The sequence below is a fragment of the Sorangium sp. So ce176 genome (assembly GCF_051519835.1).
GTDB lineage: Bacteria > Myxococcota_A > Polyangia > Polyangiales > Polyangiaceae > Sorangium > Sorangium cellulosum_G.
The window spans coordinates 1,961,893-1,982,443 of the sequence record NZ_CP150371.1; the positions used below are offsets into that span (position 1 = coordinate 1,961,893).

Annotated in this window: 19 protein-coding genes and 1 pseudogene; 8 read left to right on the plus strand and 12 right to left on the minus strand. The window is 72.5% G+C overall.

The features are described 5' to 3' along the window. Nucleotides 1-67: 67 nt before the first annotated feature. Nucleotides 68-373: pseudogene (locus WMF42_RS07505) on the plus strand (tyrosine-type recombinase/integrase); the annotation flags it as partial. Nucleotides 374-779: 406 nt separating this feature from the next. Continuing rightward, complete coding sequence (locus WMF42_RS07510) at nucleotides 780-929, plus strand: hypothetical protein (protein WP_437691165.1); 150 nt, start codon at nucleotides 780-782, stop codon at nucleotides 927-929. Between the two features lie 8 nt (nucleotides 930-937). On the opposite strand, the gene WMF42_RS07515 is transcribed toward WMF42_RS07510, so the two are convergent. Next, a complete protein-coding gene (locus tag WMF42_RS07515; protein ID WP_267888133.1) occupies nucleotides 938-1,063 on the minus strand; it encodes a hypothetical protein in 126 nt (41 codons plus the stop codon). A gap of 370 nt (nucleotides 1,064-1,433) precedes the next feature. On the opposite strand from WMF42_RS07515, the gene WMF42_RS07520 reads away from it, so the two are divergent. After that, complete coding sequence (locus WMF42_RS07520; RefSeq protein ID WP_061611324.1) at nucleotides 1,434-1,667, plus strand: hypothetical protein; 234 nt, start codon at nucleotides 1,434-1,436, stop codon at nucleotides 1,665-1,667. Further along, nucleotides 1,664-2,059 (plus strand): type II toxin-antitoxin system VapC family toxin, encoded by a 396-nt coding sequence (locus WMF42_RS07525; RefSeq protein WP_437691167.1) that lies wholly within the window; start codon nucleotides 1,664-1,666, stop codon nucleotides 2,057-2,059. The genes WMF42_RS07520 and WMF42_RS07525 overlap by 4 nt, the downstream gene beginning before the upstream one ends. A 244-nt stretch (nucleotides 2,060-2,303) precedes the next feature. Here the strand turns inward: WMF42_RS07525 and WMF42_RS07530 are convergent, their stop codons facing one another. The 3 genes from WMF42_RS07530 to WMF42_RS07540 all read right to left on the minus strand — a co-directional run bounded on the left by WMF42_RS07530 (nucleotide 2,304) and on the right by WMF42_RS07540 (nucleotide 6,667). After that, nucleotides 2,304-3,887, minus strand: a complete 1,584-nt coding sequence (locus tag WMF42_RS07530) for a hypothetical protein (RefSeq protein WP_437691169.1) — start codon at nucleotides 3,885-3,887, stop codon at nucleotides 2,304-2,306. Between the two features lie 36 nt (nucleotides 3,888-3,923). Then, a complete protein-coding gene (locus WMF42_RS07535) occupies nucleotides 3,924-5,495 on the minus strand; it encodes a hypothetical protein (protein WP_437691171.1) in 1,572 nt (523 codons plus the stop codon). A gap of 62 nt (nucleotides 5,496-5,557) precedes the next feature. Next, nucleotides 5,558-6,667, minus strand: a complete 1,110-nt coding sequence (locus WMF42_RS07540; RefSeq protein WP_437691173.1) for a PEGA domain-containing protein — start codon at nucleotides 6,665-6,667, stop codon at nucleotides 5,558-5,560. 407 nt (nucleotides 6,668-7,074) lie between these two features. Here WMF42_RS07540 and WMF42_RS07545 point away from each other — a divergent pair, with 407 nt between their 5' ends. Next, entirely contained in the window at nucleotides 7,075-8,118 is a 1,044-nt protein-coding gene (locus tag WMF42_RS07545; protein WP_437691174.1) for an RNA polymerase sigma factor, read from the plus strand. 383 nt (nucleotides 8,119-8,501) lie between these two features. Continuing rightward, a complete protein-coding gene (locus tag WMF42_RS07550) occupies nucleotides 8,502-9,119 on the plus strand; it encodes an RNA polymerase sigma factor (protein WP_437691176.1) in 618 nt (205 codons plus the stop codon). A 315-nt stretch (nucleotides 9,120-9,434) separates the two neighbouring features. On the opposite strand, the gene WMF42_RS07555 is transcribed toward WMF42_RS07550, so the two are convergent. The 8 genes from WMF42_RS07555 to WMF42_RS07590 all read right to left on the minus strand — a co-directional run bounded on the left by WMF42_RS07555 (nucleotide 9,435) and on the right by WMF42_RS07590 (nucleotide 17,754). Further along, entirely contained in the window at nucleotides 9,435-10,988 is a 1,554-nt protein-coding gene (locus WMF42_RS07555; protein WP_437691178.1) for a dihydrolipoamide acetyltransferase family protein, read from the minus strand. Between the two features lie 3 nt (nucleotides 10,989-10,991). Continuing rightward, nucleotides 10,992-11,966: an alpha-ketoacid dehydrogenase subunit beta gene (locus tag WMF42_RS07560; protein ID WP_061613444.1), complete on the minus strand. Its 975-nt coding sequence runs from the start codon at nucleotides 11,964-11,966 to the stop codon at nucleotides 10,992-10,994. Nucleotides 11,967-12,135: 169 nt separating this feature from the next. After that, nucleotides 12,136-13,326: a thiamine pyrophosphate-dependent dehydrogenase E1 component subunit alpha gene (locus tag WMF42_RS07565; RefSeq protein WP_061613443.1), complete on the minus strand. Its 1,191-nt coding sequence runs from the start codon at nucleotides 13,324-13,326 to the stop codon at nucleotides 12,136-12,138. 191 nt (nucleotides 13,327-13,517) lie between these two features. Beyond that, nucleotides 13,518-14,006, minus strand: a complete 489-nt coding sequence (locus WMF42_RS07570) for a tellurite resistance TerB family protein (RefSeq protein ID WP_233562729.1) — start codon at nucleotides 14,004-14,006, stop codon at nucleotides 13,518-13,520. Nucleotides 14,007-14,216: 210 nt separating this feature from the next. After that, a complete protein-coding gene (lipA, locus tag WMF42_RS07575) occupies nucleotides 14,217-15,347 on the minus strand; it encodes a lipoyl synthase (RefSeq protein WP_061613441.1) in 1,131 nt (376 codons plus the stop codon). A gap of 87 nt (nucleotides 15,348-15,434) precedes the next feature. After that, a complete protein-coding gene (mtnA, locus tag WMF42_RS07580; protein WP_081427136.1) occupies nucleotides 15,435-16,571 on the minus strand; it encodes an S-methyl-5-thioribose-1-phosphate isomerase in 1,137 nt (378 codons plus the stop codon). Next, nucleotides 16,572-16,904, minus strand: a complete 333-nt coding sequence (locus WMF42_RS07585; protein WP_061613440.1) for a hypothetical protein — start codon at nucleotides 16,902-16,904, stop codon at nucleotides 16,572-16,574. It lies immediately after the preceding gene. Nucleotides 16,905-16,914: 10 nt separating this feature from the next. Then, nucleotides 16,915-17,754 carry an SDR family oxidoreductase gene (locus tag WMF42_RS07590; protein WP_434046225.1) on the minus strand — a complete coding sequence of 280 codons (840 nt, stop codon included), beginning with the start codon at nucleotides 17,752-17,754 and terminating at the stop codon, nucleotides 16,915-16,917. Nucleotides 17,755-18,514: 760 nt separating this feature from the next. Here WMF42_RS07590 and WMF42_RS07595 point away from each other — a divergent pair. Together WMF42_RS07595 and WMF42_RS07600 are read left to right on the plus strand one after the other, a co-directional pair. After that, nucleotides 18,515-19,543 carry a CAP domain-containing protein gene (locus WMF42_RS07595; RefSeq protein WP_081427135.1) on the plus strand — a complete coding sequence of 343 codons (1,029 nt, stop codon included), beginning with the start codon at nucleotides 18,515-18,517 and terminating at the stop codon, nucleotides 19,541-19,543. A 170-nt stretch (nucleotides 19,544-19,713) separates the two neighbouring features. Further along, nucleotides 19,714-20,523 (plus strand): alpha/beta hydrolase, encoded by an 810-nt coding sequence (locus WMF42_RS07600; RefSeq protein ID WP_437691183.1) that lies wholly within the window; start codon nucleotides 19,714-19,716, stop codon nucleotides 20,521-20,523. The last annotated feature ends 28 nt before the right edge of the window (nucleotides 20,524-20,551 follow it).

Genomic DNA, 20,551 nt, shown 5'->3' on the forward strand with positions numbered 1-20,551 from the left:
CCCCGACGCGCTGGACCGCAGGTATCCAAACGCCGGCCGGGAATGACCCTGGCAATGGGTCTTCCCCGCGACGCCCGCTTTGCGCGACAAGGAGACAGGGCAGCTCCGGCGGCATCCTCTGCACGAGACGATGCGCCTGCGCGCGGTACGAGAGGCGGCCCTCGCCGACGGGCTATCGAGGCGCGCGCGCTGCCACACCCTCTGTCACTCCTTCGCCGCGCACCTGCTGGAAGCCGGCTACGACATCGGCACGATCCAGGAGCTCCTCGGCCACGACGACGTGAGCACGACGCTGATCTACATCCACGTGCTGAACCGCGGCGGCCTCGCCGTCCGCAGCCCCCTCGAAGGCCCCTTCGATCCGAGGTGGTGAACGGACCGGGTTGTGCCCGGCAACCTGTCGATGAGGTGGTCGGACCGTGGCATCCTGGCGCGACGCGGCGGGATGCGTCGCGACGCCTCCGGCTGCGCGTCCGGCGCGCCCCTCCAGGCGCCCCCAGCCCCCGGAAAGACGGCGACTGCCGCCGGTGTTAGATATGGAGCTACCCTATGGCGCTGGACAGCATTTGGGCCTTGCGGCGCAGAGCCGAACCGCGAGATTTCCCGTGGGGGGAGGTCACAGAAGGCGGCGATCTAGACAGACCTGATCCGGCGGCTTCGGTTGACCAATCGACTGATAGTTCGGCGGACTGGGTTGCCCCGCGATTGGATTCAGCGAGAACGTAAGGCGACATGGTTCCCATCAACAATGCAGTGAACAGCCAAAGGTGGAGGTCGATATGAGCGGCAAAGGTGGCGGTGGTGGTGGCAAGGGCGGTGGTGGTGGCAAGGGCGGTGGTGGAACGGGCGGGGGCAGGCCTGCAAACGCGCCGAGCACCACGGGGAATCTTTCCGGCGGCGGTAGGGGCAACAACCCGCCTTCGAAGTGAGGTATGGCTCACCGCGCCATGTACGTCGTGATCGGATAAGTAGCGGGGAACGGCGTGCCATGATGGTTCACCGAATCCACTTCGGCGAGGTCGCCTTGCGGTTTGCTGGGCAGACGAGCTGCGGAGGTGCCCATGGCGGCTCCCTCCACGCAACGGCGGTCCGCGCTCATGATGGCGAGACGGAAAGCGCGGCACGATGGTTGGAACCGGCAGCAGGTAGCGACCGTGGCGCGTCTCTCTGAGGAGGCCAGCGACCGGCATGCCACATCCGGTGGCCACGGGATGCGGTCGGGCCGAGCCGCGCTGCCGCCCCTCGACGAGAGCCCGGCCTCCAAGGAGAGCCGGGCCTCCAAGAGCCGGGCCTCTCGATGGACCTCGAGCGAGAGATCGAACGCTCGGCTCACCCCCGCCTGCGCCGCCTTCGCCTCACGGTCCTACCGGCACCCTCCGTCTGTCCGCATGCGAAGGATGGACCTTCGGCGTCCGCTGGCGCATGCTAGGAGCATGCAAGCCCTCAAGATGCATGTGATGGTGGATGACACGGTCGTTCGTGCTCTGCCAGCCCTTTTGCCGCTCCGCGGTCAGCGCGTCGAGATCATCGCGCTCGGCGAGGCGCAGCCGCAGGCATCCGTCGCCCCGGTTGCAGGTGGTTTGCGTGGACAAATCCAGCTCAAAGACGACTTCGACGCCCCTCTTCCTGACGACGTTCGGCGAGCATTCGAGGGAGACGGGCCTTGAAGTGGCTTCTCGATACGCACGTCGTGGTCTGGTTTGCCGCTCAACCCGAACGCTTGAGGTCGGAGGTCGTGGATGCGCTCCAGGACCCCGGCGCGCAGATACTCCTATCGGTCGCCTCCTGGTGGGAGCTTGCGATCAAGCACGCCCTCGGACGCCTGGAGGGTAGCCTGCCGCCGGAGCAGCTTCGAGCGTGGTGGCTCAGCTATCCAACGGTGCGAGAGCTGGCCATTGAAGCGGCGCACGTTTGGACGGCGACATCCTATCCACTGCACCATCGTGACCCTTTCGATCGAATGCTGATGGCGCAAGCTCAGATGGAGGGTGCAACGCTGATCACTTCAGATGACATGCTGCGTTCCTACGCGGTGCCGATGCTCTGGGCGTGCAAATGATTGGCGGATGTCACAGGAGCGTTCTCCGAGCGCTTCCTGGGGGTCTCTATGATGTGATAGGAGATGGCCCAGCTACGCCCGCTGCCCTGCGTCGATACGGGTCTCGGTGCGGTCGGCGGTCGGATAGCTCTCGTTGCTCGATGACCGCTCGCGCGCAACAAGCTCAAGCCCAGCTCGCTCGTCCTCCGCTGCTCCCGATCGGGCAAGGGGGAGCGGTCGCGGGCGGCAATCCCGGGCGCAGACCCTACGGCGAGAAGCGCATCGTCTCGGCAGCGAAGCCGTCGCTGCCTCGGTTCGCCTTGTCGCGCGTCTCGTCCTTGACATCCGCGATGCCGCCCGGGCCCCCTGGGCCGATCTCGAACGTGACGCCATCCAGGGTGAGCTGCTCGTCGGCGGCGTAGGCGATGCCGATCGACGGCCCGCCGGCGCCCCCGCCGCCGTAGCCGCCGGTGCCGCCCCAGCCGCCGTAGCCTCCTCGGCAGGCGTACTCGCCCCCCATGGCCGGCGCCCGCCCCGGCGGGCCTCCTTGCACGCCCTGCCCGCCCATCTGACCTTCGCCGCCCCGGCCTCCGGGGCCGCCCGAGCCCGTGATGACGCGCGTCTCCCGGAGGGTCAGCTTGCTGCCCGATGGAGCGAAGATCGCGATGCTCGCGCCGCCCGCGCCGCCGCCGCGGCCGCCCGAGCCGCCGCAGCCGCCGCCGCCGCCCGAGCCGCCCGCCGCGCCGCCCAGCGCCGCGTTGCCGCAGGCGCCCCGGCCGCCCGGCGCGCCGCCGCTCCCGCCGCCCCCCTGGCCGGGCGCGCCCGTGCCGCCCTGGCTACCGGGCACGCCTTCCCACCCCGCCTCGGTGAGGCGTCCACCCTGGCCGGCGACGCCGGGCGCGCCCGGCGCGCCGTCGCCGCCACGGCGGCCGTCCCGGCACGGGGCGCCGTCTCTTGCGCCCGCGCCGCCTAGGCCCGCGTCGCCGGGGTTCGTGGTGGACCGCGGCTTCCCGTCCTCGCCGTCTCCGCCGCGGTCCGGCGTCCCGTCGCCCCCTCTGCCGCCGGTCGATATCAAGTCGCCGCACACGGTCATCACGGCGGCCCCGCCGGCCACGGTGGCTGCCGAGCAAGCGTCCTTGCCGATCGCGCCGATCTCCCCGTCCGCTGGCAACGGATCAACGTAGTCCGCGTCCGCGCCGTGCGCGCCCGTCAGGCCGGCGGCCGCCCGGATCTCGCTCCGAAGCACCTCCACGACCGCACCCGGCTCGAGCCTCATCGCGACGACATCGAGGCGCGTCTCCAGTGGACCCTCGGCGAGCAGCCGCATGTCCACAATCGTGGATACGCCGTCGGTGGTCACGTCGCTGTCGGTCTGCGCCGCCGTCACGGTGATTGCGGGACCTCTGGCGTCCAATGAAACGATTATTGCCGGTTTGTTGGTCGCCCCTTCCGTGTAATGTCGCCATCTCGACCAGCAAGTGAAGCCGCCCCACAGATCGACGCCGGAGGGCAGCGTGACGGCCTCGGAGAACCAGCCAGCCGCGCACGCGAACACCCGCCCGCGTGCACGCGGCGCGAGCTCGATCGCGCGGGCGAGCGTCTTCACCGGCTTGTCCATCGTGCCGGGATTGCCGTCGTCTCCCCATATCTCGCTGGCAAACACCCCGCAGCCGGCCTGCACGCGCAACGCGGCGAGGCCCTCGAGGCACGCCTCCTCCGATGGCTCGGCCGCGGGCCCGGCGTCGCAGGTGCCCCCCTCCGCGCACGGTGGGGTGAACGGCTCCGTGCCGCACCCCAGGGCGGCCGGCGAGGACAGCAGAAGGATCCATGCAGCGGTTGTGATCTTCATGATCCTCTCTCCCTGGTCATCCCCGTGCGAAATCCGCTATCGGGGCGGCACAACCAGCTCGGGGAAATCCCAGAGTGGGGCGGTTTTGCCGCTCGCCCCGTTGGCTGTCATGTCGTTCGGACCGCGTCCGCCGCCAAGCCCACCAGCGCCGGCTGCTCCGAAGGCCCAGTCGGCGCTCTCCGTGAGGTGAACGCTGCTGTCCACGCGAGCGACGGCGACGGAAATGCCACCGAGCCCTCCGCCGCCATGGCCGCCTTTGCCTCCGGTGCCGCCGAACCCGCCCTCGCAGGCAAAGTAGGAGGAGAGTGGGATAGCTCCAGCGGGGCCGCGTGGCCCGCCCCCACCACCGTCTTGCCCCCGCCCGCCGTTACCGCCGCGACCGCCGTCGCCGGTAATGATGGTGGTTTTGTCCACCAGGACGTGAGCATGGAGGGCGACGATGCCGAAGCTACCGCCCCCGTAGCCGCCCCCCCGGCCGCCACGCCCCCCGCAACCGCCGCCCCCGCCCGAGCCGCCGGATGGTCCGCCTTGCGGATCCACGGCGCGACACTGCCCGTTCGGTCCGACGCCGCCTCCGCCGCCGCCTCCCTGGCCGATCCCCCCGTTCTGGCCGTTCTGTCCCGAAAAACCCTGCCAGCCGCGCGCGCTGATGCTTCCGTAACGGAGCGGCTCCTCCAATCCCGCCCCGCCTCCGACCCCGTTCGCGCCGGGCTCCCCATCGCCGCCCCTTTTGCCGGTCGTACAGCTCATCGCCCCGCCTTTTCCCTCTTCGCCGTTGTCGATCGAGCCAGGCCCCGGCGCCGGCGCGCCCGGCTCGCCGTCGCCGCCCGCAGCGACGTCGCCGTCGCCGCCCGCCCCGCCGATGGACGTCGTCCCGTCCTCGCACACGGTTACCGGGGGCGGAGCGCCCTCGGTCCAGTCCGCCAGGCACCCCGGCGCGCCTGGATGGCCAGGCGCCCCATCCGGCGCCCGCCAGGGATTATCCTGCGGAGCGCTCTCCCCATCCGCCCCATCCGCCCCGTTCCCCGCCAGGATCTCGCTCGATACCACCTCCACCGCCGCGCCCTCGCCCACGATCATCCCGATGGACGACCCGCTCGGCCGGGTTGCGTCCGCCGCCGCGAGCCGCACCCCGAAGACCGCCGACGTCATGCTCGCCTGGCGCCCCTCCACGGTGAGCGGCACCCGCCCCGGCTCGGGCGCGATCCCGGTGAAGCTCTCCACGCCGCCCCAGGTCCACGCCGCCGCGCCGCAGTCCCGGCCCCCCCAGATCGCGACCCCCGACGGCAGCACGACCGCCTCGTCGAAGTCCTCCGCGCACGCGTACACCCGCCGCGTTCCCCCGGGCTCCGCCGCCTTCTCCACCGCGCGGCGCAGCGTCCTCACGGGCGCTCCCCTCGTGCCGTCGCTCGCGTCGTCCCCATGCCGCGCGACGAACACCCCGCACCCGTCCTTCGCCGGGCTGGTCGCGGGATCGCCGTCGCACGGCGACGCCGGCAGCGCCGGAGGCGCCTCGCCGGGGAGCGGCGCGCAACTGTACGTCGTCGCGCAGTCCTCGGCATAACATCCCGCGCCGCCCGCGGCGCTCCCGCAGCCGAGCGCGATCACCGCGACCGAACGCAGCGCTCCTCGACCTCGCCCCCCGCGCGTCCCCATCGCCCCTCTTCGCCTCACCACACGCCCTGAAGCACGAGCCCGGCCTGCGTCCCCGTCGCGCTCGGCGCCACCCGGACGCCTCCGCGGGCGGGCGCCTCGTCGAGGATCCACCCCTCCGCGAGGAACGACGCAGCCGTCGCGATCCCGAACACCGCCCCCGTCGCCAGCGCCACCTTGCCGAGCGTGGCGAACAGAGCCCGCTCCGCCGCGTCGTCGCGGATCTCCGCGCACGCCTCGGGCGCGTTCGGCCACCAGCACGTCGACGACGTCCAGCCTCGTTGCCGGCGGAACACGACGTCGCGCTCGGCGAGGTTGCCGTCGATCACATCGGCCCGCAGCAGGAACACCGTGCCGGCCGCCAGCGCCGCCGTCGCCAGCGCCGCGCCCCCGATCCGCAGCTCCGTCAGGGGGAGCGCCCGCGCGGCCGGAGCCGTCGGCCGCGCCGCCGGAGCCGGCGGACCCGCCGCCCGCCCCGGCCCGACCCCTGCCGCCCCCGCCTCACCGCGCTCCGGCGCGCGAGGCAGCTTCAAGCTCAGCGAGCTCTCCTTGCCGGCATGCCCCTCGAACGCGCCCACCACCTCGGTGTGGCCGTCCAGCCGCGCCCTCACGGTGTGGTGCCCCGGCTCCAGGAACAGCTCGTAGGTCGGCGCCGGGCGCCCCAGCGTCTTGCCATCGACGAGGACCTCGGCGTCCGGTGGGCTCACACCGAGATAGAACGTCACCACCCGGCTCTCGGCCTTCTTCAATCCCTCTTCGGCCCGCCTCGCCAGCCCGCTGCGGAGCGCATCACGGTGCCTCAAGCCCTGCGCCAGGTGGCTGGCCGCGTCTCGAACCATGCCCAGCGCGAGCTCGCACAGGCCGAGCTCCGCGGCGATCTCGGCGCGCTCCGCGTCGGTCGTCCACGCCGCATCGGCCGCCTTCAGCGCAAGCTCGTATGCCGCCTCGGCCTCGACCCACCGTCCGGCGTCGCGCGCCTGCCGAGCGCCGCGCAGCCGATCCTCGACGGTCGATGTCTCTCGCGTCCCCGCGATCCCCTGCGGATCCCGCGCGTCCGCCGCGCCCTCCAGCGCCGCGACGACTCCAAGGAAGACGCACGTCAAGAAGGCGTGGCGCGCGCGGCACACCGCCCGGTGGATACCCCTTCGCGCGGGCCCATGTCAACGAGCCATTCTCCGCAAGCGCTGGGCGTTCCCGTTCACGATGGCGGGCGTTCAAGACGGCCAGAATCGTCATCGGCCCAGGGAGTGATAGAGAACTGGAGCATCGATGAAGGAATGCTGTGGTTTCACCGGAAGGGACAGCGCTTCCAGACCGGAACCGGAATGGGTGGCGCGGCAACGGGCGGCCACGGCGGCGGTGGGCGAAAGCTCAGCTCCCCCGGCTGGCCGGCGCAGCGCTCCGCGCGGAGGACATCTCGCCGCGCCCGTGTCCCCCTCGTCGCGGTCGCGTACAGTGGCCGCCTGTCCCGGCCTTTGCGCGGGCGCGGTCGATTGTTGAACCTTCCGGCCGGGTCCGGATCGTCTGTTGAATCGTGGACCGAGCAACGCCGATCCCCCATCCGCCCGCGCGCGTGAAGTCGCTCGTCGCCTGCGTCGGGGTGCCCTCCCGGGACCTCGAGGACGTCATGCAGGACGCGATGATCCGGCTGTGGGAGCGGCGAGAGCAGGCCCGATCGGCCAGGAACCCCGGCGCCTTTCGCGACAGCGTCGTCCTGAACACCGCCCGCGATCACCGGCGGGCGGCGCGCCGGCGCGAGGAGGCGCTCGCGGACCTCGACGAGGCGGCGCTCTGCGACGAGCGCCGGAGCCCCGAGGATCACGCCATCGCGCGCGAGGAGGCGGCGCTGGTGCGGCAGCTCATCGACCAGATCGGCGAGCTGGGCCGCGCGGTCTTCATCGCGTGCGAGCTCCTGGAGCGGCCGATCGCCGACGTCGCCCGGGAGCAGGAGATCCCGCTGGAGACCGCGCGAAGTCGCCTGCGCCGGGCCTGGGAGGAGTTCGAGGAGGCGGCGGCCCGCTGGGAAGCGAGGCAGCGAGGCCGCGGCGCTCGCCGGCGGCGCGCGGTGCTGTTCCCGCCGTGGCTGCTGGAGCGGCGCTCCTTTCGGCGAGGTGGTCCCGCGCGCTGGATGGCCCGAGGCGTCGCCATCGCGTGTGCGGCGGTGCTCGGCGCGCTGGCTGCGGGCCCGACGGAGCCTGTCGAGCCTCTCCGCGCCTCCCTGGCCACCCTGGTCTCCGGGAGGACGACCTGGCCGTCGACCGCGCCGGCCGCGCGGGACCCCGCCGCGCCGGCGCGCGTGGCCGGCGCGCTGGACGGGGCGGTGACGGCCCCTCCGGCGCTGGAAGAGGTGGTGACGGCCCCTGCCGCTCCCGCCAGGCCGGCTGGCCAGCCAGCGGCGCAGCGCCCGGCGATCAGCTCCCGCGAGCGAGATCTCGTCGCCCGCGCACGGACGGCCGTGGAGGCCGGTGATGTCGTGTCGCTCGTCGCGGCGCGACGCCTGCTGGAGGAGCACGGACGGAGATTCCCTCGCGGCCGGCTGGCGGGCGAACGCGAAGCGCTGCTGGACCAGCTCAGGTGAGGACCGTGCAGCAGGCCATCACCGGGCGCGAGGCGGCCTTCGTGACGAAGGCGGTGCTGGACCACAGCGGCCCGTGGTCGCCGCCGTAGGGGATCGAGCGTCTCCTGAGCGGGTGTCGCGCGCCGAGCGACGCCTGCTCAGGAGCGCTCGTGTCCGCGCGGACGAGGGGGCGCGCGGAACATTCATGTTTCATCTGGAGGCGAGCCATCGAGCTCCTGGCGCTACCCCCACGCGGGGCGATCATCCATTGCGTCGAGACACGCGTCTTCGCCGAGGACTCTGCCCCTCTGGCGCGACACGCGAGGACGGCTCGTCCGAGCGCATCCGGCGCGCCGTGCGCCGCGGCGCGGACGAGATCTCGGCCGGGATCTCGGCAGAGCGCGTTGAAGCCTGCGGCGGCCCCCGACCGGGAGCACGCGTTCCACCATGTATTCCAGGCGGGGACGATCCAGCGCGTCCGCCGGTGGCTCGCGAAGCTCCGTGTGCCCGAGCGCGATCGGCTCGACCTGACCCAGGAGGTCTTCCTGGCGGCTTTCACGAGCTTTGGCAGCTATGACCCGGCGCGGGGCTCGATCGCACGGTGGCTGAACGGCCTCGCGGTGAACCTGGCTTCGCGTTACCACGCGAAGGCATCTCAGCGTCACGAGGTCATCACGGATCCCGCGGCGCTGTGCGAGGTCGGCGGCAGCGAGACGCCCCTCGATCTCCTGCTCGCGGCGGGGCGGCGGCGCCTGTTGAGATCTCTCGTCCTGGAGTTGCCCTACGAGCACCGCTCGGTGCTTTTCCAGCACGACCTCCACGAGATCTCGATGAGAGACATCGCCGCGACGCGGGCGATACCGCTCAGCACGGTCTACAAATGGCGCACGAGGGCGCTCCACGGCGCGCAGGGAGCGCTCGCGAGGCGCCTCGCTGCGGAGGCGGAGGAGCGCTGCGCGAAGCCCCGTGGGGTCTCGGGCGACCTGGCGCGGCCAGGTCCGGCGCTGTGGCGTGTTGTGTAGCTTACACCTGGCGTGCGCAGGAGGGAGAACGTGTTGCGTAGCTCACGTCGTGGGATGCGCAGGAGGATACCGGGGCTGCGCAGGAGGGGGGACGGCGGTGCGCAGGCGTCGGACGCTGGTTGCGTAGGACACCAGAGGGGGCGCGCAGGAGGGCACCGGGGCTGCGCAGGAGCCGCGCGATTGTGACATAGGACACGTCGTGGGCTGCGCAGGAGGGCGCCATGGCTGCGCAGGAGGGGCGCCGTGGCTGCGCAGGAGGGCGCCGTGGCTGCTCAGGAGGGACCCCCGCGGGCCTCTGCCGCGGGTCGTCCTCGCTCAGCCCATCTCCAGGAACAGCCGATCCGGATCCTCCAGGTACCCGATGACCTCGTAGGCGAACGCCGCCCCCACGTGGCCATCGATGATCCGGTGGTCGAACGACAGCGACAGCAGCATCACCTCGCCGATCACGATCTGCCCGTCGCGCACCACCGGCTTCTGCTTCATCTGGTGGATCCCGAGGATCGCGACCTCGGGGAAGTTCAGGATCGGCGTCGCGAACAGGCCCCCTTGCTGGCCGAGCGACGTGATCGTGAACGTCGAGCCGCCGAGATCCTCCGGCTTCACCCGCCCGGCCTTCGTGTCCTCGCCGAGCCGCGCGATCTCCTTCGCGATGTCCAGCACGCTCCGGCGATCCGCGTCGCGCACAACCGGCACGATGAGCCCGGCCTCGGTCGCTGACGCGATGCCTATATGATAGCTCTTCCTGACGACGATCTCCTGCGAGGCCTCGTCGAAGGCGCTGTTCAGCGTCGGGTGCTTCTTGAGCGCAGCGACAACGGCCTTCACGAAGAAGGGCAGGAAGGTCAGCTTGACGCCCGCCTTCTCGGCCAGCGGCCGCAGGCGCGCGCGGCGCTCCTTCAGCGCCGAGACGTCGCACTCCTCGACGAAGGTGAAGTGCGCCGCCGTGTGCTTCGACCGCGACATCGCCTCGAAGACTCGCTTGCGCACGCCCCGCAGCGGGACGCGCTCGTCGCCGGGGATCGCGGGCAACCCCCGCGCGCGCTCCCCCTCGGGCCGGGCCGCCCCGCGCCCGTGGTCCTCCTCCAGCAGCTCGGGCGCCGCAGCCGCCCCGCGCTCGACCGCTGCCCTCGCGCGCTCGACCGCTGCCCCGGCGTCCGCCGCGCGCGCTTCAGCGCTCGCCGCGCCCGCGCCGCCCGCGCCCCGCGCGCCAGCCCCCAGGGCCGCCCCCGCGCCCCCGGGCGCCGCCGCCCTCGGCGCCATCGCAGCGGGCAGCGGCGCCGTCTCGGGCTCCGCCTCGGGCGCCTCGAGCGCCCGCACGTCGTCCTTCGTCACGCGGCCGCCCGGGCCTGTCGGCGGCACGCGCCGCAGGTCGACCCCGAGATCGCGCGCCAGCTTGCGCGTCGCCGGCGTCGCGAGCGGCTTCTCGTTGAAATAGGCCGCCGCGCCGGCGCCCATGCTGCCGTTCATCCACGCGGCCGGCGCCGGCGACGGCGCCATCAGGTTCATCCCCGGCAGGTCCTCCCGGATGTCGCCGACCGCCGTCGCCGCGGGCTCCGCGGGGCCCGTCTTCGCAGCGGACTGCCGCATCCCCGTCCCCGACGCGGGCGACGGCGCGGCGGGCTGGTCGTCGAGGTCGAACACGACGAGCACCGAGTGCACAGGGACGACCCCGCCCACCTTGCCCCGCGTCTCCACGATCCGGCCCGAGCGCGGCGACGTGATCGTCACCGTCGCCTTGTCGGTCATCACCTCGACCATCGGCTGGTCCTCGGCGACGACGTCGCCCGGCGAGACCAGCCAGGTCACGATCTCCCCCTCCGTGACGCCCTCGCCGATGTCCGGAAGCCTGAACTCGTACTTGCCCATGCGTCAGTACCTCGCCGTCTCGAGGATCGCCGGAAGGATACGATGCGAGAGCGGGAGGTACTCGTTCTCGAGCGTGTACGGGAACGGGGTGTCGAAGCCCGTCACCCGCACCGGCGGCGCCTCCAGGTTCAGGAACGCCTTCTCGTTGACCAGCGCGACGAGCTCGGCCCCGAGGCCGCAGCTCTTCGGCGCCTCGTGCACCACGACGACCCGGCCCGTCCGCTTCACCGACTCGATGACTGTGTCGATGTCGAGCGGCCACAGCGTGCGCAGGTCGATCACCTCGCACTCGACGCCCTGCGCGGCCGCCTGGTTCGCCGCGTCGAGCGCCTCGTAGAGCATCGCGCCCCAGACAACGAGCGTCACGTGCCAGCCCGGCCGGACCACCTTCGCCTTGCCGAGCGGGACCGTGTAGTCGCCCTCGGGGACGTCGCCCTTCGCCGCCCGGTAGATGCGCTTCGGCTCGAAGAACAGCACCGGGTCCGGATCCCGGATCGACGCGAGCAAGAGCCCCTTCGCGTCCGCCGGGTTCGACGGGCACACGACCTTCAGGCCGGGCACGTGGATGAACTGCGCCTCCGGCGACTGCGAGTGGTAGTGCCCGCCGCGGATGCCGCCGCCCACCGGCGTGCGGATGACCAGCTTCGACGGGTACTCGCCCCCCGAGCGGTACCGGTACTTCGCCAGCTCGGACACGATCTGGTCGTACGCGGGGTAGATGAAATCCGCGAACTGGATCTCCGGGATCGGCACGAGGCCGTAGAGCGCCATGCCGATCGCCGCCCCGACGATCCCGCCCTCGGAGAGCGGCGTGTCGATCACCCGATCGTCCCCGAACTCGTCGAACAGGCCCTGGGTCACGCGGAACACGCCGCCCACCTTGCCGACATCCTCGCCGAGCACGACGACCCGCGCGTCCCGCCGCATCTCGTGGCGTAGCGCGTCGTTGATCGCCTGGACCATGTTCATCTGAGGCATGCTCTTCGTCTCCGTCTCTCGGCCAGAAGGTGGGAGTGCAACCTCACAGGCGACCCCGCTCCCCTGGGGACCCCGTCGATCGCGGGCGGCGGCGCCACCCCGGCCTCACGGCGCCGGAAGGCGAGCCGCCCCGCCGACCACGCCGTCGTCAACGCCGCGCCCGCGCGCCCTAGTGGCCGCCGTGGCCCTTGGGCCTCGGGCCCGCCTTGAGCTGCTCCCGTTGCTCCACGAGGTGCCACGGCGGCTCCGCGTAGACGTCCTCGAACATCGAGTCGAGCGACGGCGGCGCCACCTTCTCCGAGGCCACGATGCAGGCCTTGACCTCGGCGTCGACAGCCGCCTCGATCTCGCGATCCTGCGCCTCGGTCCAGCCCTGGGTGCGCTCCAGGTGCCGCCGCAGCCGCGCGAGCGGGTCGAGCCGCCGCCACGGATCGAGCCACGCGTCGGGGCGGTACGCCTTCGGGTCGTCGCTCGTCGAGTGGCCCGACAGGCGGTACGTCATCGCCTCGATCAGCGTCGGGCCCTCGCCGCGCGCGGCGCGCGCGATCGCGTCGCGCGTCACCTTCACGACAGCGAACAGGTCGTTGCCGTCGACCCGCACCCCGGGGACGCCGTACGCGACGCCCTTGCACGCGAACGTGTGGCTCGACGTCTGGCGCTCGGTCGGCACGCTGATCGCCCAGCCGTTGTTGCGGCAGAAGAACACGACCGGCACCTTGAACACGCCCGCGAAGTTCAGCCCGTTGTGGAAGTCCGACGAGCTCGTCGCGCCGTCGCCGAAGTAGACAAGCGTGGCGAGCTCGTCGCGCTTCAGCTTCGCGGCCCACGCGAAGCCGACGGCCTGCGTGATCTGCGTGCCGATCGGCGAGCTCACCGAGCCGAAGTGCCCCTCGCGGTAGGTGTAGTGGTCCGGCATCTGCCGCCCCTTCACCGTGTCGTTCGCGTTGCCGAACATGTTGTCGATGTACCGCTGGAGCGGCAGCCCCCGCCAGAGCGCGGCGCCGAACTCGCGGTAGCAAGGGAACACCCAGTCCTGCGCGCGCGTGGCGGACACGCTGCCGAGGACCGCCGCCTCCTCGCCGAGCGAGCCGATGTGGAACCCGATGCGCCCCTGCCGCTGCAGCGCGACGAGGCGCTCGTCGAGCTGGCGCACGCGCACCATGGCCTTGTAGAGGGTGACGACCTCCGACGGGTCGAGCTTCGGGTCGTGCGCGGGATCGAGCGAGCCGTCGTCGCGCAAGACCTTGATCACGTCGTCGGCACACGTGTCGAGCGGGTGCCGGGCGACGGCGGCCTGCGGCTCCAGGCTTGCCCCTGAGACGTTCGGCGGGCGGTCGGTGGAGTACGTCGCGGTGCTCATCGGCTCGCGGGACACTAATCAAAGGCGCTGCCCGAGACCAGTGCCGAGACGCTGCGGTCGCTCATTCGCTGTGCTCGCGACGTTGACTCGTCGCAGCGAGCGCGCCGTCCGTTTGACTCGCCGCGGCGATCGCGCGCGCACCGTCCCGCGCCGCACGTCGCGCGGCGCACGTCGCGCCGCGGATGTCCTGGCTAGACGCCCACGTGCCCGGCCGCCTGCGTGATCGCCTCGTCGACAGCGGCCATGTCGAGCTTGAACCCGCGCGCGAGCTGCTCGAGCACGCCGCGCTCCGGATCGCTCACGCCGCTCGACGCGTGCGCCATGTACGCCGCCACGCGGAGCACCTCGCGCTGGTGCTCGGTCCGCCCGATCGTGCGGGCGACCATGCTGACGCGCTTCTCCATCCCGTCCTCGGCGAGCATCTCGCAGAGGTCGGCGATGAGCGCCTCGAGCTGCTTCTCGTGGACGAGGTTCTGGCAGGCGTCCACGACGATGGCCTGGAAGCGCGCGCGCTCCTCCTCGTCGAACTGCCCGTCCGCGTTCGCGACGAGGAACGAGGCCTCGATGATCGTCTCGAAGAGCGCCACGGCGGCGGGATCGAAGCCGGTGGGCATCGTGATGTCTTCGATCGGCGGGCGCGCGCTGTAGGCCCGCGCCGCCTGGGAGAGGATTGACGCCACGCGCGCGCGCGGCGTCTCCGAGCCGAGCCGCGGGGCACCTGGAACAACGCCGCCTGGGCGCCTATCGATGGGAGCGGACATCGTTGTGTCGGACCCTCCTGCGTAGGTCACGCTCGGCCAATCGCCGGGAAGCGTCAAGGCGCTTGGTGTTGCGTCCCCCCGCCCGCAACCCCCAGCGCCGTGAATTTGTTCAGCCTCTACAGCCCCGCTCTAGCGGCGGACGAGGGAGGCGGCGGGTACGAGGCGAGCGGGGCTGGCGGGCGCGGCGTCGAGCGGGCGGGGCTCGTCCGGGTCGAGCTCCGCGGTGAGGCGGGCGGCCTCGCGCCGCGCCACGGCGAGGCGCTCCTCGAGCAGCGCCTCGACCTGCGCGGCGCCGGCGGCGCCGTCGCTCGCCGGGGCGCCGGCGGGCAGCGCGGCGCCGTCGCGGTCGATGAGGCTGCGGACGAAGACCTCGGCGGCCTTGTAGCTCGACCGCACGAGCGGCGCGCTGGCCGCGTAGAGGAAGCCCATCTCGAGCGCCGCCCGCTCGTAGGCCGCGAACGTCGCGGGCTCGACGAAGCGCTGCACGGGCGCGTGCTTCGGCGAGGGGCGCAGGTACTGGCCGAGGGTCACGATGTCCACCCCGGCCGCGCGCAGGTCGCGGAGCGCCTCCAGCACCTCGTCGTCGGTCTCGCCGATGCCGACCATGATCGAGCTCTTGGTGAGCCGCCGCGGCGCCGGCGCGCCGCGCTCGGCGGCGTCCGCGGCCAAGCGCCGCTGGCGCTCCTTCGCGCGCCGCAGCACGGCGAGCGACTGGTCGTAGCTCGACCGGACGTCGCGGATGACGCGGGTGATGCGGCGGACGACCTCGACGTTGTGCGCGAAGACGTCGGGACCGGCGTCGACCACCGTGTCGACGCCGCTCATGTGCCCCTGGAAGTCGCCGACCAGCGTCTCGATGAGCAGGTCGGGGCGGAGCGCGTGCAGGCGGCTCACGGTGCGCGCGACGTGATCGGCGCCGCCGTCGAGCAGGTCGTCGCGGTTGACCATCGTCATCACGACGTACTGGAGCGAGAGCCGCGCGATCGCGCGGGCCACGTGCTCCGGCTCGCGCACGTCGACGGCGCCGCGCGGGTCGCCGGTCGTGACAGCGCAGAAGCGGCAGCCGCGCGTGCACACGTCGCCGAGGAGCATCACGGTCGCCGTCCCCTCGCGCCAGCACTCGCCGACGTTCGGGCAGCGCGCCTCCTCGCAGACCGTGTGGAGATCGAGCTTGCGGAACGTCTCCTTGAGGTGGTGGTAGGTGTCGCCGCCGGGAGCGCGGACCTTGAGCCACTCGGGCTTGGGCGAGAACTGCGCCATCAGGGCTGTCCTTAGCCCATGCGGCGGGGGAGCGCGAGGGGGAGGCGGCCCCTGGGGCGACCGCGCGTCATGTCAACCGGGCGGCGGCTAGGCGGGCGGCGGCACCGAGCGGCTGATCTCGCGCGACGTGAGCTTGCCGCGCTCGGTGAAGATCGCCGTCACGAGCTCGGCGGGGGTGACGTCGAAGGCCGGGTGGCGGACGGGCACACCGGGCGGGATGACGCGGCGACCGCCGACGACGGCGACCTCGTCGCGGCTCCGCTCCTCGATCGGGATCGACGCGCCGCTCTCGGTCGCGAGGTCGATCGTGCTCCACGGGGCGGCCACGTAGAAGGGCACGCCGTGGTGGCGCGCGAGGCAGGCGAGGCCGTAGGTGCCGATCTTGTTCGCGACGTCGCCGTTCCGCGCGATGCGGTCGGCCCCGACGACGACGGCGCCGATCTCGCCCTTCTGCATGAACCACGCGGCCATCGAGTCGGAGATCACCTCGACGGGGATGCCGTCGCGCTGGAGCTCCCAGGCCGTGAGGCGGGCGCCCTGGAGGTACGGGCGGGTCTCGCACGCGAGCACGCGGATCATCTTGCCCTCGGCGATCGCGGCGCGGATGACGCCGAGCGCGGTGCCGTGGCCGCCCGTCGCGAGCGCGCCGGCGTTGCAGTGGGTGAGGACCGTGCCCGACTCGGGCAGGCGCGCGGCGCCGGCGCGGCCTATCTGGTGGCAGGCGGCGACGTCCTCGCGGTGGATCTCGCGCGCGAGCGCGGCGAGCTCCCGCGCGCGCTCCTCGCCGCGGCGGCCGGCGTGCTCCAGGGCCGCGGCGACGGCGCGCCGCACCGCCCACCCGAGGTTCACGGCGGTGGGCCGGGCGGCGGCGAGGTGCTCTCCCGCGGCGCGCATGGCGGCGACGTAGCCGGAGGCGACCTCGCCGCGGGCGGCGCGCGCGGCGAGCGCCATCCCGTACGCGGCGGCGATGCCGATCGCGGGGGCGCCGCGGACCACCATCGACCGGATGGCGTCGGCGACGCCGGCGACGTCGGTCGCTGTCACGTAGCGCTCGCGCTCGGGCAGCTCGCGCTGCTCGAGGAGGAACACGCGGTCGTCGCCCTGCGCGAGCTCGACGGCCGAGTAGTCGGCGCCCGAGATGGCCTCGGCCGGCGCCCAGGGCGGCGTCGCCCGCGCGCCGTCGGCTGCCTGGGACCTCTGCTCTGCTTCGAAGCTCGTGCTCATTCAGCGCCTCCCGTTCGAGCGTGACGGCTCCCCCTGCGATCCCGCGTCCGTCCCGGAGCCCTCGGCGCTCGCGGCGAGCCGGCCGCGGATCTCCTCGGCGACGGTCGCGAAGTCCTCGGCCGCGTCGGCCTTGCGGTCCGCGAGGTAGGCGCGGAGCGCGTCGGCGGCGAGCAGCGCGATGCTGGCGTTGATCCCGCGCGAGGTGAGCGCGGCGATGACGTCGCCGTTCTTGAGCAAGGTCTCGAGGTCGTCGAAGACAGCGGCGAGCTCCGGCCCGGGATCGATGCCGCCGCCGGCACCGGGGCGCTCCTCCTCGTCGTCGTCGCGGCTCACGGTTCGCGCCTCATTTCCTGGTGGTCGTCGCCTTGGGGATGGCCGAGAAGGGGAAGTGCGGCGGCTCGACGCCGGGCACGCACTGGTACCTGGAGAAGTCGGTGACGCCCTCGTCGCGGAGCAGCGCCTCGTCGATCCACGCCTGGCCGCGCCGGGCCGACGGCTCGCGCGAGAGCAGCGCCAGGGTCGCGTCGGCGAGGATGTCCGCCTTGCGCCAGAGCTCCGGGCCGCCGAGGCCGAAGTTCATTGTCGCGTAGCTCTCGATCGCCGTGGCGGGCCAGAGGGCGTGGGCCGTGACGTTGTGCTCGGCGTACTCCTCGGCGATGGCGTGGGCGATCATCGTCATGCCGAATTTCGAGACCGCATAGGCCCCGTGGTGGGCGCAGGACGCGGCGTCGACGGGGGGCGACATCATGATGATATGGCCGTACCGCTGCGCGATCATGTGGGGGAGGACGGCCTGCGACAGGGCGAACGACGCGCGCACGTTGATGCCCATGATGAGGTCGAACTTCTTCATGGGCGTGTCGACGACATCGGCCCACCAGAGCGCGCCCGCGTTGTTGACGAGCGCGTCGACGCGCCCGAGGCGCTCGACGGCGGCGGCGACGGCGGCCTTGCAGGCCTCGTCGTCGCGCACATCGAGCTTGAGGGGCAGGGCGCGGCGGCCGAGCGCCTCGACCTCGCGGGCGACATCGTGGATCGTGCCCGGGAGGCGCGGGTTCTCGGCGACCTCCGTCTTCGCGGCGACGACGATATCGGCACCTTCGCGCGCGCAGGCGAGGGCGACGGCCCGCCCGATGCCGCGGGAAGCTCCGGTGATGAAGACAACGCGGTCTTTGAGGCGCATGGGAGTGCGGTCATAGCACATGCGCCAGCGCGGGTGCGGTCCGGCGTTTCGCCCCTCCGGGCAGCCGTCGCGAGCGGAGCGCGGCGCAGGGGCAGGCTCTGCCGTGGACGGCAGCGGCCGAGGGCGCTGATCGGGCGCGCCGCGCGGCCTCGCGACGACCGGCGAGCCTGGCTGGGATGTCAGGGGGCTCGCAAGAACCGGGGCGCCGCCCCGCGCGTCGGGTCGCGCTCCGAGAGGGCGCGCCGGGCCGCGACGCCGGCCCCTCGGCGCGCGAGAAGGGGCGGACGCGAGGCGCCTGACAGCGCGCTTCGCGGTCGCTGACGTGGCTTTGCCGACGCCGGGCGACCGCTGGCCGCGGTCTCCCCTCGGAGCACGCACACCCACCCTTCGGCTCAAGGGAGATGGGGTGTTCCACTGGCACCCTGCTGCGCGCCGACCTCGGTTGGAGAAATCCTCTCTCATCGAGTCCAGGGCAGAGTGGTTTCACGACTTTTGGAAAGATCCAGCCATGGAGCGGTAAATCATGCGTGCTTGATTGTTTCGTCTCTGGACATGGCAGGGTTCAGGTGACACCGTGCTGAGAGCGAACGGAAGGGAGGCGTTGCGCTGCGCCGAGACGCGCAGGGCGCTGTTCGGCCCCCTGAACAACGCTTACTGGGTAGCCTGTCGAGGCGATGGCGCCCTGGCGTGTCTGTCGGCGCGAGCCGCGACGCCGGTGCGAGCCGGGCCGGGACAGGCTCACAGAACAAGGAGCCTTCAAATGAGTGCTTTGCATCGGACGCTTGTCCTCGCCTTCATCGCTGGTGTCTCTGCCGTGGGCTGTCTGGGCTCGACCGGCGTCGACGAGGAGCTGTCTGATCAGAAGTCCGAGCCGCTGGAGGGAGCGGTCTGCGACACCGCTGCAGAGAACTCGGACGTCACGCTCTCCTGCCCGGCGGGGGAGGTGATCGCGGCGATCGATTTCGCGAGCTATGGCCGGCCTCGAGGGGTCTGCGGCGGCTTCCAGGCCACCTCGTGCAACGCCTCGACGTCGAAGGCCGTGGTGGAGCGCGCGTGCGTCGGGCAGTCGAGCTGCACCGTGCCGGCGAACAACGCGACCTTCGGCGATCCATGCAGGAGGACCACGAAGCGGCTCTACGTCCAGGCGGCGTGCGCCCCCGCGCCGGGCGGCTCGACGAGCGGCGGCGGCGGCTCGACGGGCGAGGGCGGCTCGACGAGCGGCGGCGGCGGCTCGACGGGCGAGGGCGGCTCGACGGGCGCCGAGGTCTGCGGCAACGGCGTCTGCGGCGCGGGCGAGGACTGCTCGAGCTGCGCGAGCGACTGCGGGGCTTGCCAGTCGTGCCAGGGCGCGGGGCCCAGCACCACGCCGCTCGACACAGAGGAGCAGGCCTTCCTTCGCATCATCAACCAGTACCGCGCGGAGAAGGGCCTCGGCGCGCTCTCGGCCTGCACCTCGATGAACCGCGCCGCCCAGGGGCACAGCGAGGACATGCGCGACAAGAACTACTTCTCTCACTCGAGCCAGGACGGCCGGACGCCCTGGACCCGCATGTGCAACGCCTGCTACGAGCTCGGCTGCGGGGGGACCGCCATGGCCGAGAACATCGCGGCAGGCAACTCGGGGGCGCAGGGGACGTTCGACCAGTGGAAGAACTCGGACGGCCACAACAAGAACATGCTCGGATCGAACTTCAAGGTGATCGGCATCGGGCGGGCGACCGGTGGCGGGACCTACGGGTCCTACTGGACCACGGTGTTCGGCGGCAGCTCCGAGGCGAGCTGCAACTGAGCCGCAGCGCGCCTGCTCGGAGCAGCCTGTCACGCGTGAGGCGTTCCGCTACAGCGGAACGCCGCGGTCCGGGCGCCAGCCCACCCGATCCGCGCCGCGCGCCGCGCTGAGGGCGTCAGCCGCGGCGCGGCCCGGCGATTGCTATACGCCGGGCCGGCTTCGAAACAGACATGGCTGAACACATCATCTATCTCCTCGGGCCGTATCGGATCCCCGGCTTCCAGGGGGAGCGCAACGTCCGCGTCTACCTGCCCAGCGAGGGCGCGAACGCCGAGCCTTCCCCCGTGCTGTTCCTGTTCGACGGGCAGAACGTCTTTCACGACGATCCCTCCTTCAGCGGCGGCTGGCACCTCCACGAGGCCGTGCGCGAGCTCGCGGATCGGGGCGTCGTGGCGCCGGTCCTCGTGGGGATCGATCACGGCGGGAGCGAGCGGCTGACCGAGCTGTCGCCTTTCCCTGGCGACGGCAGCGACGGGCGGCTCGACGACGTCCTCGGCTGGCTGACGTCGGAGATCGTGCCGGCGGTGCGGGAGCGCTTCCCTGTGCGGCGCGACGCGGCCGGGACGGCGATCGGCGGCTCGTCGATGGGAGGCCTCGCGGCGCTCTACGCCCATTTCCGCCGCCCCGACGTGCTCGGAGCGGCGCTGTGCATGTCGCCCTCGCTCTGGTTCGCGGAGCGCAGGATCTTCGATTTCATCGCAGCGCAGCCGGTCCCGGCGAGCTCGCGGCTGTACGTCGACGCCGGCGCCCAGGAGGACGACGGGTCGGTGCTGCGCGACGCCGCGCGGCTCGTCGAGCACCTGCGCGGGCGGGGCTACGGCGAGGGCAACCTGCTCTTCTGCCCGGACGAGGCCGGGACCCACGGCGAGGACGCCTGGCGCCGGCGCGCCCCGGGAGCGCTGCAGTTCCTGTTCGCCGAGGCGGCCAGGGAGCAGCCCGGGGGCGCCGGGGCGCCGGAGGGGTCGCAGCAGGCTGCCTGAGCCGAGGGGAGGCGCGCCTGCGGAGGCG

What these genes read in the sequence shown, in the direction of transcription:
- WMF42_RS07520 (WP_061611324.1), top strand. Translation starts at nt 1,434, where the DNA reads ATGCAAGCCCTCAAGATGCATGTGATGGTGGATGACACGGTCGTTCGT.
- WMF42_RS07555 (WP_437691178.1), bottom strand. Translation starts at nt 10,988, where the DNA reads ATGGGCAAGTACGAGTTCAGGCTTCCGGACATCGGCGAGGGCGTCACG.
- lipA (WP_061613441.1), bottom strand. Translation starts at nt 15,347, where the DNA reads ATGGCGCAGTTCTCGCCCAAGCCCGAGTGGCTCAAGGTCCGCGCTCCC.
- WMF42_RS07560 (WP_061613444.1), bottom strand. Translation starts at nt 11,966, where the DNA reads ATGCCTCAGATGAACATGGTCCAGGCGATCAACGACGCGCTACGCCAC.
- WMF42_RS07530 (WP_437691169.1), bottom strand. Translation starts at nt 3,887, where the DNA reads ATGAAGATCACAACCGCTGCATGGATCCTTCTGCTGTCCTCGCCGGCC.
- WMF42_RS07510 (WP_437691165.1), top strand. Translation starts at nt 780, where the DNA reads ATGAGCGGCAAAGGTGGCGGTGGTGGTGGCAAGGGCGGTGGTGGTGGC.
- WMF42_RS07565 (WP_061613443.1), bottom strand. Translation starts at nt 13,326, where the DNA reads ATGAGCACCGCGACGTACTCCACCGACCGCCCGCCGAACGTCTCAGGG.
- WMF42_RS07595 (WP_081427135.1), top strand. Translation starts at nt 18,515, where the DNA reads ATGAGTGCTTTGCATCGGACGCTTGTCCTCGCCTTCATCGCTGGTGTC.
- WMF42_RS07590 (WP_434046225.1), bottom strand. Translation starts at nt 17,754, where the DNA reads ATGCGCCTCAAAGACCGCGTTGTCTTCATCACCGGAGCTTCCCGCGGC.
- WMF42_RS07515 (WP_267888133.1), bottom strand. Translation starts at nt 1,063, where the DNA reads ATGGGCACCTCCGCAGCTCGTCTGCCCAGCAAACCGCAAGGCGACCTC.
- mtnA (WP_081427136.1), bottom strand. Translation starts at nt 16,571, where the DNA reads ATGAGCACGAGCTTCGAAGCAGAGCAGAGGTCCCAGGCAGCCGACGGC.
- WMF42_RS07600 (WP_437691183.1), top strand. Translation starts at nt 19,714, where the DNA reads ATGGCTGAACACATCATCTATCTCCTCGGGCCGTATCGGATCCCCGGC.